This window comes from Nonomuraea sp. NPDC004186, from assembly GCF_053603495.1.
The window spans coordinates 1-14,929 of record NZ_JBSGFQ010000204.1; the positions used below are offsets into that span (position 1 = coordinate 1).

Below are 14,929 nucleotides of genomic sequence, written 5' to 3' on the forward strand. Positions count from 1 at the left end.
AGCGCGAGGTCTTCGCCGTACGCACGTTCAGGGAGGCCAGGGCCGCCGGCCGGGTGGCGCATCCAGGTGTGGCCACCGTCTACGACGTCCTGGAGCGTGAGCTCGCCGGCGACGACGACACGGCGGCCCTGCGCGCCTGGCTCGCGCGGATGGCCGGGCGTTACACGGAGGCCCGGTCAATTCTGCGCACCACGATCAGGAGGCGGCCTCGCGACGATGCCGCCTCCCTGAGGCTGGCCCTGGCCGAGACCACCATCTGGGACGTCGGATGGAGCTGGTCGGAGGCGGCGCTGGAAGCGGCCGTGACCGCCGGGGACCCGGTGCTCCGGGCCGACGCGCTGGCCGTGCACGCCATCGTCTGCCTCGCCCACGGGGAGGTGGAGGCGGCCAGGCGGAGCGCCCGGCAGGCCGCCGAGCTCGCCGATGCTCACCTCGACGCGGCGCTCGCCGTACGGCCGGCGCTCCTGGCGCATCTGGGCTGGGCCGCGACGCATTCGGGGTGGCACACGGAGGCGCTCCGGCACTTCACCCGCGGGCTGGCCATCTGTCACGCCACCAACCAGGCGGCCGACGCCGTCTCCATGCTGGCAGGTCTCTCCGTCGTCCACCTGTGGCTCGGGGAGCCGGCCGCGGCGCTGCACTGGGCGGACCGGGCGGTACGGCTCGGGGAGATCGTGGAGAGCGACGATCTGCGGGCGATGGCACTGGTGCGGCGAGCGGAGGCCGGGCTGGCGGCGGGCGACACGGGGCAGGCACTGGCCGACAGCCGGCTCGCCACCACGCTGTCCGGCCCGGACAGCCCCTGGTGGCGTCTGAGCCGGGTGACGTGGGGCGCGGCGCGCCTCGCTGGCGGCGAGGCCGAGGCGAGCGCGGCCGTCATCATCGATGCGGCGGGTGAGCGGCTCACGGAACTCCCGGTGTGGGCCCGGCCTCACACGGCAGGGTTGCTGGCCCGGACGCAGCGGGGCGCCCGCGGGAAGCGGTGGGCCGAGCTCTCCCGACGGTACGCCGGGCTGCTGCGGCCGCCCGACGTCGATGCGGCGCCGCGGGAGCCGTACCGGCTGAGCCAGCGTGAGTTCGAGATCGCGACTCTCGTCAGCGAGGGGCGGACGAACCGTCAGATAGCCCGCCAGCTGACGGTGAGCCACAAGACGGTGGAGACGCACCTGGCCAGGATCTTCGCCAAGGTGGAGGTCTCCTCGCGAGCCGAGCTCGCCGGCCTGGTCGGCGGGGCTCGCGTCGTGGCCAGGCCGCGCCGGAGCGCGAAGACGTAGAGGGGGGCGGATGCCTCCCGGTCAGGTGACATCCGCCCGCGTCCCCGGCGGAGTGCTCACAGAGCCGGTCCCTGCTCCGGGCGCGCCATCCGGCGCAGCACGTCGATCCTGCGTGAACCGCTTCGGGTGCCCGCGACATACTGCTTGCGATCGACCGCGGTGATGGGGGGAGCGAGCGCCGGCTGCCGCTCGCCGGAGGCCAGCAGCGCCGCCAGACCGGCGACCGTGGGGGATTCGAAGATGCGCAGGAGCGGAAGACGCACCCCGAAGACCTCCGTGATCCGGCTCGCGAGCTGGGAGATCGTCAGAGACTGGCCCCCGATGTCGAAGAGGTTGGTCTCCCGCCCGACGGCCGGGACCTCGAGCACCTCGCACACGATGTCGGCCAGCCGGCGTTCCTCCGCTGTCATGGCCTCCGGCTCCGACGCGGCGGACGTGACGGCCGGACGCGGTAGCGGCGGCAGCGCCTGGCGGTCCACCTTGCCGTTCGCGTTGAGCGGCAAGGCGTCCATCCAGACCAGCCTGCCCGGCACCATGTAGCCGGGCAGCTGGATGCGCAGGTCACGCAGCACGGCTTGTTCGGCCTGGGCTCGATCGGTCCGCTCGGTTGCGGGCACGAGATAGCCAATGAGCACCGAAGCGCGATCACCGCGATGGACGCTCACCACCGAGCGGCTGATGTCGGGATGCCGGTCGAGAACCGACTCGATCTCCTCCAACTCGATCCGCAGGCCGTTCAGCTTCACCTGGTTGTCGAGCCTGCCCAGGTATTCCAATGCGCCGTCGGCCCGCATCCGCACGAGATCGCCGGTGGCGTACATGCGCTTGCCCGCCGACTTCGTGAACGGGTCGGGAACGAACTTGTCCGCGGTGAGCCCGGGCCGCCCGACATAGCCGTGGGCCACTGCGTCACCGCCGATGTGGAGCTCGCCGGGAACTCCGGCGGGGACCCGCGTCAGCAGGTCGTCCAGGACGTAGAGCCGGTTGCCTGACAGTGCGCGTCCGATGTGCGGCGACCGCGCCGTCTCGGCGTCGATGGAGGCCGTGCTCGACCAGATGGTCGTTTCGGTCGGGCCGTACATGTTCCGCACGGGCGAACCGGTCTCCACCAGCCGCCGGGCCAGGTCACCGGAGATCGCCTCGCCGCCAGTGAGGATCGTCAGACCGGGCGAGCCGGTCCATCCGGCGTCCAAGAGCAGCCGCCAGGTCGCCGGTGTGGCCTGGATGTGCGTGAACCCGGTTGCTTCCACCAGGGCCCGGAGCTCCTGGCCGTCCCGGAGGATCGACTCGTGCACGACGTGGTACGTCCCCCCGGACAGAAGCGTGCGGCCCATGTCCTGGACCGAGACGTCGAAAGCGAACCGCGCCACCCCGAGCGTGCGCGTGCCGGAGGACATCGCCAGGACGGGGCCGACGGCGGCGAGGAAGTTGTTCACCGCGCGGTGGGGCACCGCGACGCCTTTGGGGCGGCCGGTCGATCCCGAGGTGTAGATGATGTAGGCCGTGCTCTCGGGGTGGACCGCGGCCCCCGGTGCGGTCTCCGGCTCCGCGGCGAGCACGTCGGCGATTCGCGCTGGGTCCACGTGGACGCGCACGCCTTCCGCAGCGGCGCCGATGAGCACCTCCGCTCGGCTGTCGGCGAGCATGAAGTCGATCCGCTGCCGAGGCAGTCCGGGGTCGATGGGCAGGTAGGTGCCGCCCGACTTGAGCACCGCCAGTATCGCCACGGGCATGTCGGCCGAACGCGGCAGGTGGAGGGCCACCACGTGGCCGGGCCGTACGCCCAGGCCGATGAGGTGGTGGGCGAGCCGGTTCGCGGCCCGGTCGAGCTCGGCGTAGGTCAGCGCGACCCGCCGACCGGGTTCGTGGTGGACGACGGCGAGGGCGTCCGGGGTACGGCGGGCCTGCTCCGCGAACCGGACATGGAGGTGGCCGTCCCTTTCGTACTCGACGGCCGTGTCCGCCCATTCCCGTTCCATGTCCTGGCTCGTCCCCCGGTCGAGCACGCTGAGGGCGCGTGCCGAGGCTCCGGGGTCGTCCGCGATGCCGGTCAGCAGGGCGGCGAACTGGCGGGCCATCCGATCGGCGCTCGCCTCGTCGAACAGGTCGGCGTTGTAGACCAGCTCGCCGGCCAGCATTCCGCCCAGCTCGGCCATCTGCAGCGTGAGGTCCACCTGCGCACCGGTTCTGGGCAGCTCGACGGTCTCCAGCACGGCGTCGCCGAACGTGCCACGGACGCCGGGGTGATTCACGGCCATGGCAGCCACGGGCCCCTCGCCCTGGGCCGTCCGCTGCAGCGCGAACATCACCTGGATGAGCGGTGACCTGCTGAGATCGCCGCTGGCCCGCAGCTTGTCCGCCAGTACCACGAAAGGCAGGTCGGCGTGACGCAACGCGTCGCGGCTGGTGTCGTGCAGCCGCCGTATCAGGGCCGAGACCGGCTCCTCCGCGGCCAGGCGGCAGCGGATGGGGACGATGTTGATGCAGCTGCCCACGATGTCGGCGCTGCCAGGGCGGCCACGGCCGTGCACGGGGGAGCCGATGAGGAAATCGCTGCGGCCCGAGTAACGCCAGACGAGCGTCGCGTACGCGGCCAACAACACCGAATACAGGGTGGCGTCGTACTGCTCGGCCACCCTGCGCAGGCGGTCGGTGGTCTCGGGATCCACGGTGAAACTGCACGCGCCGCCGCGGAAGCGCTGCGCGGGAGGCCGGACGCGATCGGCGGCCAGGTCGATCGAGTACGGCACGCCGTCAAGCGCGGTGCGCCAGAAGGCCAGAGACTCCGCGCCCCGGTCGCCGGAGACCAGGACCTCCTCCTCCGCGACGACAGAGACGAACCCCGGCACCGCGGCAGGGCTCGGCAGCAGTCCCCGATACCTGCCGGTGAGCTCACGCAGGATCAGCTCCAGCGACCACAGGTCCGCCACCAGATGATGGACGGCGAAGACGAGCCGGTGGCGGTCGGGAGCCGATCGCAGCACGGTCAGCCGGACGAGCGGGCCGTCCTGCGGATCGAGCGGTGTCTGCGCCGCCGTGGCCGACAGCTCGGCCAGGCGCCCGGCGTCGGCGACGTCCTCGACGTGGACGAGCGGCGGAAGGTCGGCGTGCACACGCTGGACCACCTTTCCTCCGACGGAGGGGAACGTGGTCCGCAGCGCGGAGTGGCGGGCCACCGTGGCCTCCAGGCATCGGCGCAGCAACCCCACGTCCAACGCGCCCCGCACGTCCAAGGCGGCGCTGAGCAGGTAGGCGGTGTTGCCGGGAGCGAGCTCGTGCAGGAAGTGCATGCCGCGCTGCTGGCAGGAGAGGGCATAGTCGCCGGGCTGATCCTGGACCGGCGGCCGGTGCGTGACCGGCGCGCGTTCGGCCAGCCCGCTGACCAGTTCGGCGATGCTGACGGGCAGCAGGTCCTCAGCGGAGATCTCCCGCTCCAGCCGCGCGCTGATGCGGTGCGCCAGCGTGACGGCGTCGAGCGAGTCGAGACCCAGCTCGAGCAGTGGCCTGGTCACCGGCACCTCGGCGGCGTCTGTGCCGAGCACGGAGGCCGCCTCCGCGGTCAGGACGTCCGTGAGCTCGTCCTGAGCCGGCATGACGGCCGGCTTCGCGGGGGCCGGGCCGTCGGTCAGGCTGAACAGGGCGGGCAGGCCGCCGTCCAGGAACGCCTGCCGGCAGGCATGGCGGGCGATCTTCCCGCTGGAGGTCCGAGGTAGCCCGCCCGCCCGGAGCAGCACCACGGTCGCCGGCCGTACCTCGTGGTGAGCGGCCACCGCCGCCCGGATGTTCTCGGCGATCCCGGCCAGGTCCGCGCCAGTGTGCTCGCGGCGCATCTCCTGGAGCACCACGAGGCTCTCGCCATCGGCCTCCACGGTGAAGGCGGCCGCGCCGTGCGGCCACAGCTCGGGTCCGCAGTCCTCCACGGTCGCCTCGATGTCCTGGGGGTAGTGGTTCCGGCCGCGGATGATGATCAGATCCTTCGACCGGCCCGTCACGTACAGCTCGCCGTCGCGCCGAAAGCCCAGGTCCCCGGTACGCAGGTACGAGCCCTCCCGGCCGGCGAGCCGGGCGCCGAAGACGGAGGCCGGCTGCGGCGGCCGCCCCCAGTAGCCGCCGGCCACGCTGGCGCCCGCGATCCAGATCTCGCCGACGGTACCGTCCGGCCGCACGCCGCCGCCGTCGGGGTCGACGATCTCCAGCCGCACCGACTCCGGGATCCGGCCGCAGCTCACGGTCTCCGTTCCCTGATCACGGCTGGTGCGTGCCGGGCCGGCCGTGACGATCAGCGCCGACTCGGCCAGGCCGTAACAGGCCAGCAGCGCCGACTCACGCAGCCCGGCCCCGGAGAACGCGTCGGCGAATCGGCGCAGCGTCCGGGGACGGATGGGTTCGGCGCCGTTGAAGGCGACCTGCCAGCAGGACAGGTCGAGGGTAGCGCGCTGCTCCGGCGTGATCCGGTCGACGCACATGTCGAAGGCGAAGTTGGGTCCGCCGCTCACCGTGGCCCGGTAGTCGCTGATCGCCCGCAGCCAGCGGTACGGGTCACGGGCGAAGGAGGCCGGCGAGAGCAGCAGGGTGGAGCCGCCGCAGGAGACGGTGCCGAGCACCGAGCCGATGAGGCCCATGTCGTGGTAGAGCGGCAGCCACGACACGGCGCGGGTCTCGCGGGACAGGCCGAACAGCTCCTTGATGAGTGCCGTGTTGGCGAGCAGGTTCGCGTGGGAGAGCATGACGCCGCGAGGAGCCGCGGTGGAACCCGAGGTGTACTGCAGGAAGGCCAGGTCGTCGGCGCGCAGCGGCGGAGGCGTCCACGACGGCCCCGGGGCGCGGGTGTCGGTGGCGATCAACCGTGGCGATCCGGTCCCTGGCAGGTCGTGACGCTTGCCGAGACGTTCCTTCAGGGCTTCGGTGGTCAGCGCGGTCTGCGCGCCGCAGTCCTGGACGATCCGCATGAAGCGCTCCAGCGCGCGGGCCTGACGGCCGGGCGGATAGGCGGGGACCGCGATCGTCCCGGCGTACAGGCAGCCGAAGAACGCCTCGACGTAGTCCAGACCGAAGGGATACAGCAGCATCGCGGTCTGACCGGACAGTCCCTGCTCCACCAGGTGAGCCGCGATCGCGGTGGCACGCAGGTGCAGGTCGCGATAGGTCAGCTCCACCGTGCCCCGGTCGTCGTCCGGCAGGTAGGAGAAGACGACCTTGTCGGGGGTGTGTCCGGCTGCCTCCCCGAGGACATCACGCCACGTACCTGAATCCAACACCTTTGCTCGACCTCCGATCAGGCACCTGCGCGACCTTCCACGTTCTTGGCCCGACACCTTCGCACCTCCGGCGGACCGGCGTGATCGGGAGTTTCCCCGACTGCCGGAGTCGGCCGGCGGCTCGGACGATGGCCGCGTGACTACCGTCGAAATGGTCGGGACCCGTGGCGACTTCGGCAGGCTGTGGCTCGGCAACGCGATCACCGAGTTCGGGTCGCAGGTGACGATGACCGCGCTGCCGCTCATCGCCGTGGGCGTGCTCCACGCCTCGGGCCTGGAAATGGGCCTGCTGCAGGCCTTCTACACCCTGCCCTTCCTGGTGTTGGCACTGCCTGCCGGGGTCTGGCTGGATCGCAGGACGCGCCGCCCGGTGATGATCACCATGGATCTCGCGCGCGGTGCTCTGGTGGTCACGATCCCGGTCGCCGCCTGGCTGGACGCGCTGACCTGGCCGCACCTGTACGTGGTCGCGCTGGCGGGCGGCTCGTTGACCCTGCTCTCCCAGATTGCCGCGGCGGCCTACCTGCCGACCCTGGTCTCGGCGGAGGAGCTTCCCGTCGCACACAGCAGGCTCAACGCCAATCTAGCGGTGAGCGGTACCTGCGGTCCCGGCCTGACCGGCGTGCTGGCTGGTGTGGTCGGCGCGGCGACCACCCTGGTGCTCGACTCGGCCACCTACCTGACATCGGCCCTCCTGCTCTCCACCCAGACGCACCGGGAGGCGGCGCCGCGCCGCCCGGAACACCGGGACCTGTGGCGCGAGGTACGCGAAGGCTGGAGCGCCGTGTACGGCAACGCCCCAGTACGCTGCCTGGCCCTGCACGCCGCGGTCTACTCCGGCGCACTCCAGATCGCGATGATCGCCTCCGTGTTCTACCTGCTCGGCGACCTCCGGCTGAGCACCGGCTGGTATGGCCTGGTCGTGGCGGCCGGCGGGGTGGGTGGCATCGTGGGCACCCTCCTCGCGCCCCGTCTGGTCGAGGCGTGGGGTTACGGGCGGGCGCTGCCGGCCGGGCTGCTGCCGGCCACGGCCCCGTTCCTCCTGGTCCCCGCCGCCGAGACGGCCACCGCGACCGCCGCGCTCAGCGGGGCGGCGTTCTTCCTGGTGGGCGCGGGCAGCTGCGTCGTCGGCACCACGGCGATGACCCTGCGCCACGTGGTGACCCCGCGCCCACTGCACGCGCGGATGAACGCCAGCTACCGGCTGCTGCCACTGGCGGCGACCCCTGCGGGAGCGCTGGTCGCCGGGGTTCTCGTGGACCTGATCGGTGCCCGGGTCACCCTCTGGGGCTGCTCGGCGCTGCTGCTGGCCTCAGTCCTTCCCGCTCTTGCCAGGCCCGTGCGAACGCTGCGCCACGTGGCCGGCGACTGATACCTAAGGGGTTGCACCGTGACTGTCCGGACCATGCCGGATCTGGGTGACGATCGTTTCTACGCCACGACAGACCCCACCGCCCTGTGGCGTGAACTCGTCGACGCCGACGCCGTGGTCTGGACCGAGACCGGCCCGGGGCACAACGGGTTCTGGTCGGTGTTCTCCCACCGCGCCTGTGCCGAGGTCCTGGCCGGTGATGCGCCCTTCACCTCCGAGTATGGGATGTTCATCGGCTTCGACCGCCAGAACCCCGACTCGGGCGGCGGCCGGATGATCGTGGTCAGTGAGGGGGATTGGCACGGACGGCTACGCGGGGCCATCAACTCCCACCTCACGCGCGCCATGTCCGGCCCGCTGGCGGCGGTGGTCGAGGCGGAGCTGCGCGACTTCGTCGGCAGGGCGCGTGCGGAGGACGTGACCGACGTCGCGGCGCACTTCGCCTCGTCGCTGCCGAACACCGTGGTCTGCGAGGTGCTCGGAGTCCCGGACGAGGACCGCGAGCGGCTCAGGAGCCTGACCGGATACGCCGTGGGAGCGCCCGACGACCCCGCGAGGATGTCGCCGTCCACGGCGCATCTCGAGATCATGGTCTACTTCTCCGAGCTCATCAGGGACCGGCTGCGCAGGCCCCGCGCGGACCTGGTGAGCCACTTGCTGCACGATGCCGGGCTGGCTCCCGACGACGTGCTGGTCAACTGCGACAACATCTTCGCCGCGGGCAATGCGACGACCCAGTTCTCGGTCGCCGGCGCCTTCCACGCGCTGGCCACGGCGCCGCAGGCGCTGGAGTTGGTGCGCGGCGACCAGAAGGCCGTCCGGCTCGCGGTCGAGGAAGTGCTCAGATGGACGACCCCCGGCCCCCACGTGCTGCGCGTGGCCGTCGGCGACGTGGAGATCAACGGGCAGCGCATCGCCCGGGACAGCCCCGTCGTAACGTGGCTGGCCGCGGCCAACCGGGATCCCCGGGTCTTCCCCGACCCCGACCGCTTCGACGTGCGCAGGCACCCGAACAGGCATCTGTCCTTCGGATTCGGGCCGCACTACTGCGTCGGCGCGGCACTGGCCCGCATGGAACTCCGCATGCTCATGGAGGTCCTGGGGACGGAGGTACGCCGGGTGCGGCTGGCCGGGGAACCGCGGCGCCTGCGGGCGAACAAGGTCAACGGCTACCGCCGCCTGCCGGTCCGCTTCGAGTGGCGATGACCATCCCTGACGACGGAAAGAGACGCTGATGTTCAGGTCCATGATGGTCCCCGCCCGGGTCCGCTGGATTACGGCAGGCGTGGCCTGCATGGCACCCGCGATCTTCGTGCTGCTCGGCGTCCTGATGGTCATGCCGCCGGCACCCAGGGACGCGAGCGCGCCGGCGGAGGCGTTCTCGGCCGGGCGGGCCATGACCCACCTAGAACGGATCGCGCGGCATCCGCGCCCGACCGGCTCCCCCTACGCCGCGGAGGTCCGCGCGTACCTCGTGGCCGAGCTGGCCAGGCTGGGCTTTCAGACCGAAGTGCAGGACACCTTCGGATACAGGGAGAAGGAGCCGACGCACTTCCACGGCGCCCGGGTGCACAACGTCCTGGGCCGGCTCAAGGGCACCGGCGACGGGCAGGCGATCATGCTGGCTGCCCACTACGACAGCGTGGGCGCCGGTCCCGGGGCCAACGACGACGGCGTGGCCGTCGCCTCACTGCTGGAGGCGGTCCGTGCGCTCAAGGCCGACGGGCCCCGGCGCAACGACGTCATCGTGCTCTTCAGCGACGCCGAGGAGTTCGATCTGATCGGCTCCCAGGCTTTCATGGACAGGCACCCCTGGGCACGTGACGTCAGGCTGGCGCTCAACTTCGAGGCACGCGGCAACAGCGGTCCCTCCGTCATGTTCCAGTCCAGCGGCGCGAACAGCGATCTGATCGCGGCCCTGGGCGCCTCGGGCGCACCGGTCGGCAACTCGCTCAGCCAGGCGATTTACGCGATCATGCCGCACTACACCGACTTCGACGTCATCAGCGGCAAGGGCGTGCGAGGGATGAACTTCGCCTACGTCGGCGGCCTGATGTACTACCACACGACGATCGACTCGCTGGAGAACGTCCAACCGACCAGCCTCCAGCACCATGGGGAGTACGCCCTGGGGATCACCCGGTACTTCATCAACCGGGACCTCACCGGCGCTCAGGCGATCGACGTCGTCTACTTCAACCTGCCCGGCATCGGCCTGGTCGCCTACCCGCGCTGGCTGACGGCCCCGCTGGGCGGGTTCGCCCTGCTGCTGGCCGGCGCGGTCGTGGTGACGGGACTGCGCCGCCGACTGCTGGCGCCCAGACGACTGCTGCTGGCCACGCCACTCGTACTGGGCGGAGTGGTGCTGGGCGGCGCGGCGCCGTGGGCGGCATGGGAGGCCGTCCGCGCGCTCTACCCCGGCTATGAGCGCATCCCGAACGGCGACGTCTACAACAGCGGACTCTACCTCGCCGCCTTCGGCGCCATCGCCGTCACCGTGGTGGCGTTGTGGTTGCGCCGGGCGCAGCGCTGGGTGGGCCGGAAGAACCTGGTGGCGGGCGCCATGCTGTGGTGGAGCGTGCTGCTGGTGGTCGTACTGGCGGTGCTTCCGGAGGCCGGCTACCTGTTCACCTGGCCGTTGATCGCCGGGGCGGGAGCGGCGCTGCATCTGACCGTGCGGCGGGCGGCGACCTCGCCGCTGCGCCGGGTGATCTGCTACCTTCCCGCAGCCGCGATCAGCGTCCTTCTTTTCGCCCCGGTTGCTTACCTGTCGTTCCTGATCGCCGGTCCGGAGTACGCCGGGGCGGTCTTCGCGCTGGTGACGAGTCTCGTCGTGCTCGCTGTGCCGTATCTGAGGGTGGCCGTTCCCGTACGAGCCCGCCGGGTCCCCCTGATCTCCGCAGGTGTGGCGGCGGTGCTGCTGGTCGTCGCGGTGACCATGGGTGACTTCACCGCGGACAAGCCGGTGCCGAACAACTTCTTCTACCTGCTGGACGCCGACACGCGCCAGGCCCGCTGGGGCACGCTCGACGAGCCGCCGATGGCGTGGACCGAGAAGTTCGCCCACGCTCACGACGAGGATGGGAGGCTCCCTGAGTTCTTCCGCAAGTCCTACCCCTTCCGGCTCGGTCCCGCGCCGTTGGCGAACCTGCCGGGGCCAGAGGTCAAAGTGCTCTCCAACGTGGTGAACCAGGGCGTCAGGACCGTACGTCTCAACGTCAGGTCCGTACGGAACGCGCCCATCCTCGAGATCGTCAGCCATTCCCAGGCGGTCGTCTCCTCGGCCGTGGTCAACGGGACCCGGCTGGCCAACGCCCAGGACCGTGACCCGGACGGATACAAGTGGAGCCTGCACTTCATCGCGCCGCCGAAGGAGGGCCTTGACCTGACACTGGAGATCAAGTCGGCGGCGCCCTTCGACCTGCGGGTGTTCGACCGTAGTTTCAGCATCATGGAGATCCCCGAGCTCAAGGGACTGGTGCAGCGGCCGGAAGGGACGATGCCCGGCAACGACGACGGCGACTTCGTCGCCACCAGCCGGGGCGTCACGATCAGCTAGCGAGGTGGCCCTGCGTTCCGCCGGCTGGGGGACGGCGGAACACGCAGAGTCATGCCCGGACCCCGGCTCGTCACGCGAGCTGCGCGTCGGGACCGTCGTCGGCGAGCCAGCCCGCCCGCGCGGCCAGAACGCCGGCCTGGAAACGGCTCTTGGCGTTGAGACGCGCCATCAACTCGGCGGTCAGGCGGCGTTCGGTACGTAATGAGATTCCGAGCTTGCGGGCGCAGACCTCGTCGGTGTTGCCATCGGCCATGAGCCTGAGCAGGGATAGTTCCTGGCGGCTGAGCTTGTCGGGCTGGTGTTGACGGGCGGCGCCGAGCGGGGTGGCCTCCTCCCAGAATTTCTCGAACAGCGCGCACAAAGCGGCGGTCACGCTGCTCTGGCGCAGAACCATGGCCCCCATGGCGGTGTCGTCAACCTGCACGGGAAGCATCGCCAGCCGCCGATCAAAGATGATCATCCGGAGCGGGACCACGGGAACGGTGCGGATCGCCGCGCCTTCACCGATGAGCCAGTTGGCGTAGGCGAGAGTTGCGGGGTCGTTCGCCAGGCTCTCCAAGTAGATCGAGCGCATCCGCACCCCGCGGGCCAGGACCGCCTGATCCTGGGGTCTGCTGGCCTCCATGTTCTCCTTGGTCTGGGGGCCGCCGTCGACGAACGCCATCACGTCAGAGACGCATTTACGCCCCATGACCTCGATGTGCGTCCGGATGTCGTCGAGACCTAGGACGTACTTGATCTCACTCCGTCCGGACAGTCCATTACGCCCGCTGTATTCCGCAATCAGGTTGTTCATCGCCGCGCGGCCGGCGGCAATCGCCTGCTGACGCTCAAGTAGATCGGCCTCGCGGCTGGCAAGCAGCGAGTTGAGGCTGATCTCGGGATCCACCAGATGTATTTGGCCCGGCCGCTCCCACGACGGCTGCACCAGCCCCAGCCGGGTGAGCTCGCCGAGGACATCGTGCACGTGCCCGGGTGGCATCTGCATGTGGTCGGCGAGCTTGTCCGCCTGCAGTTCGGGTTCGCGCAGGATGACGCGATATACGGACTCGGCGTCGACGCTGAGGCCCAGCGTGGCGAAAAATCCTCGTGTCATAGGTTCACTATGGCCAAGAAACCTCGAATGCGCGGGCTGGCACGAGACCTGTTGCGGGGCCAATGCCGTTTAGACAGCAATCGATCTTGATCTTTGCTGGTGGCCGACGGTGGGGGCAAGAGCGTGACGGCCGGTGGGCCCGCGCACCGGATGCTCTCGTCAGAGGGGCATCGTTCACGATAGCTGCTCCTGCGAGGATGTTTGACTACTCATGGGTTGGAACGGTGGCGACGGTGAGGGTTCGGGTTCCGTCGGTGCGCGACTTGGTGGAGGGCCTGGCTTCAGGAGGCGTCGGGTGGCCAAGAGGGAAAGGTCGCGGTCGGTGACGGAGCGGCGCACGATGTGGACGGTGCCCAGGAACTTGATCCGGTCGGGGTCGATTCCGGCCGTGGTGGCGGCGGTGCCAAGGCCGGGTCGTCGGTCGGGCGAAGCTGAACGGGCGAGTGGAGCAATGCCCGGCGGAGGTCTTGCAGGATGCGCAGGCCGTGGGTGACACCCACCGCATCCGGGACGCAACTGGCACCAAGGTGCCAGGGCAGCATAATGACAGCCGAAATCGGTGACACGCCTACGATGGCTGTCCGAAACTACTTTCGTGCCGAATTTTCGTGACATGTGATACGAGGAGTCATCTTTAGATGAAGAGAGCAATTCTGTTGGCCGTGGTCGCCGCAGTCGTCGGTGTGGCACCCGGGGCCGTCCTGGCGGGTGCGAACCAGCCGGGCGCGGACGAGCCTCGCGCGGTCGCCCTGCCGCCCGTCGATTGCTTGCCGGGTGTAGAGTGTGACCCGATCAACCTCGGCTGGCAGGACGAGCTCTGACCTTGATGTTCTGACGGCACCATGATCGGCCGGTCGCGCCTGTCTGGACCGTTTCCTGCCAGGCCAGCCTCCCGGCCGGTTCGTGGGTCGCTCAGCAGGCCCGCAATCTTCGTCGGATCTGATCGATGCCGAGTGGGCGGTTCCTGGTCCCGGCCTCAGCGACCATATCCTTCGTCAGGATGAGGAAACGGAACAACCGTGCACGCTCGCCGAGATCGATCAGTAGCCCCGACGGTCTCAGCCGCCTTGACCGTCTGGGAGTCCCCCCATCCCGCTGGTCGCCGCGCACGCCGCCGACGGCCTACCGCTGCTCGGCGTCGTGGCCGCTGGCCAGGTGCCCGGCGTGGAACAGGTCAAGGAGCACATTGCCCAGATCGAGGCCGCCCGGGAATGCCTCGCGCACGCGAGGGCCAACATTGACATCCTGCCCGACATGTCGGCGCCTGCACACAGTCCTTGGGGACGATCGAGCCTCCTCGCCCAGGCAAGGGTGGACGCGCATCGGGCGAATAGCGTGAATCTCCCCCCGAGACCAGGGTTGTCACCCTGGACGTGACGGACCGGCAACCGGAACCCGATCGTACGGAACTTCCGTGACCTCTTCCCCGCGCTCTCCGGGTGAGCTGGAGCATCGCGCGGACGAAGATCTCCGATGGCAGGATCTCCAGGATGACAATCTCTGACACCTTCGGTCGTATATGGCGCACCAGTGTCCTGTTGCAGAGCGCCCGGTGGACGGGAGGGCACCTGGCACGCTTGGCGGGGCCCGCCCTCATCGCGTCGTTACCGCCGGCCATCGTGGTGTACCTGGCGGCCATACCGCTGGTCGGGGATGCGGGCGGCCTGGTCAACGGGCAGTTCGCGCTGCTGTCCACGCTCCCCGGGCCGTTGGTGGGCTGGACGGTCGCGATGGCGGTCGTCTCGATGCTCGCGCACGCCGTGGTGCTGCCCGCGACGGTACTGATGGCGGCGGGGCTGATGCTCGACCGCTCGGTGTCACCGTCCGTCGCGCTGCGAACCGCGTTGCGGCGCGCGCCCGCCACGCTCGCGGCCGGTGCGATCATGCTGCTCGGATGGGCGGCGATCGTGGCCGCCGGGCTGGGCGCGGCGTGGGTGACTGCTCAGCTCTGGCTGTCGGTCCTGGTCATGGTGGGACTTGTGGTGCTCGCGGCGCCGTTCCTGCTGGCAGTGCCGGCCGTGATCCTGGAAGGGCGTTCGGGATGGCGGGCACTCGGCCGCGGCTGGCGCCTGGCCGGTGACCGACTGATGAATGCCGCGGTCACGCTGCTCGTGGCCGTGCTGGGGGTGCCCGCGCTGGCCTGGCAGGGACTGGAGCGGCTCATGCCGCTGTTGCCCGACTCGATCGTGGCGGCCGTCACGGGTGTGGGGTACGGCGTGGTGGGCGTGCTGGCCACTGTCTTCCAGGGGGTCGTGCTGGCCAGGGTGTTCCTGTTCCTGCCGTACGAGAGCGGGGGGAAGAGGGTGTCCGAGGAGGTCCTGCGCCTGCTCCCCGACGGACCGCCCGTTCCCGCCAGGCCCGTCCGGGTGG

At 70.3% G+C, this 14,929-nt stretch carries 9 protein-coding genes; 7 read left to right on the plus strand and 2 right to left on the minus strand.

Annotation, left to right across the window (positions count from 1 at the left end):
* Positions 1 to 1,274: LuxR C-terminal-related transcriptional regulator (locus ACWEPL_RS62730; RefSeq protein WP_452442393.1), on the plus strand; the 1,274-nt coding region annotated here is incomplete at its 5' end.
* 56 nt (positions 1,275 to 1,330) lie between these two features.
* Here ACWEPL_RS62730 and ACWEPL_RS62735 read toward each other — a convergent pair.
* Positions 1,331 to 6,532 (minus strand): amino acid adenylation domain-containing protein, encoded by a 5,202-nt coding sequence (locus ACWEPL_RS62735; RefSeq protein WP_452442395.1) that lies wholly within the window; start codon positions 6,530 to 6,532, stop codon positions 1,331 to 1,333.
* A 136-nt stretch (positions 6,533 to 6,668) separates the two neighbouring features.
* Between ACWEPL_RS62735 and ACWEPL_RS62740 the strand changes: the two genes are divergently transcribed.
* The 3 genes from ACWEPL_RS62740 to ACWEPL_RS62750 are packed head-to-tail and all read left to right on the plus strand — an operon-like array spanning position 6,669 to position 11,463.
* Positions 6,669 to 7,904 carry an MFS transporter gene (locus ACWEPL_RS62740; protein WP_452442396.1) on the plus strand — a complete coding sequence of 412 codons (1,236 nt, stop codon included), beginning with the start codon at positions 6,669 to 6,671 and terminating at the stop codon, positions 7,902 to 7,904.
* Positions 7,905 to 7,922: 18 nt separating this feature from the next.
* A complete protein-coding gene (locus ACWEPL_RS62745) occupies positions 7,923 to 9,110 on the plus strand; it encodes a cytochrome P450 (protein WP_452442398.1) in 1,188 nt (395 codons plus the stop codon).
* 28 nt (positions 9,111 to 9,138) lie between these two features.
* Positions 9,139 to 11,463 carry a M20/M25/M40 family metallo-hydrolase gene (locus ACWEPL_RS62750; protein WP_452442400.1) on the plus strand — a complete coding sequence of 775 codons (2,325 nt, stop codon included), beginning with the start codon at positions 9,139 to 9,141 and terminating at the stop codon, positions 11,461 to 11,463.
* A 70-nt stretch (positions 11,464 to 11,533) separates the two neighbouring features.
* On the opposite strand, the gene ACWEPL_RS62755 is transcribed toward ACWEPL_RS62750, so the two are convergent.
* Positions 11,534 to 12,559, minus strand: a complete 1,026-nt coding sequence (locus ACWEPL_RS62755; protein ID WP_452442402.1) for a LuxR C-terminal-related transcriptional regulator — start codon at positions 12,557 to 12,559, stop codon at positions 11,534 to 11,536.
* Between the two features lie 638 nt (positions 12,560 to 13,197).
* Here ACWEPL_RS62755 and ACWEPL_RS62760 point away from each other — a divergent pair.
* The 3 genes from ACWEPL_RS62760 to ACWEPL_RS62770 form a co-directional block, all read left to right on the plus strand.
* Positions 13,198 to 13,380, plus strand: a complete 183-nt coding sequence (locus ACWEPL_RS62760) for a hypothetical protein (RefSeq protein ID WP_452442404.1) — start codon at positions 13,198 to 13,200, stop codon at positions 13,378 to 13,380.
* A gap of 319 nt (positions 13,381 to 13,699) precedes the next feature.
* Positions 13,700 to 13,936, plus strand: coding sequence for a hypothetical protein (locus ACWEPL_RS62765; RefSeq protein WP_452442406.1), 237 nt, complete (start codon positions 13,700 to 13,702; stop codon positions 13,934 to 13,936).
* Positions 13,937 to 14,049: 113 nt separating this feature from the next.
* Positions 14,050 to 14,929: hypothetical protein (locus ACWEPL_RS62770; RefSeq protein WP_452442408.1), on the plus strand; the 880-nt coding region annotated here is incomplete at its 3' end.

What these genes read in the sequence shown, in the direction of transcription:
- ACWEPL_RS62750 (WP_452442400.1), top strand. Translation starts at nt 9,139, where the DNA reads ATGTTCAGGTCCATGATGGTCCCCGCCCGGGTCCGCTGGATTACGGCA.
- ACWEPL_RS62760 (WP_452442404.1), top strand. Translation starts at nt 13,198, where the DNA reads ATGAAGAGAGCAATTCTGTTGGCCGTGGTCGCCGCAGTCGTCGGTGTG.
- ACWEPL_RS62755 (WP_452442402.1), bottom strand. Translation starts at nt 12,559, where the DNA reads ATGACACGAGGATTTTTCGCCACGCTGGGCCTCAGCGTCGACGCCGAG.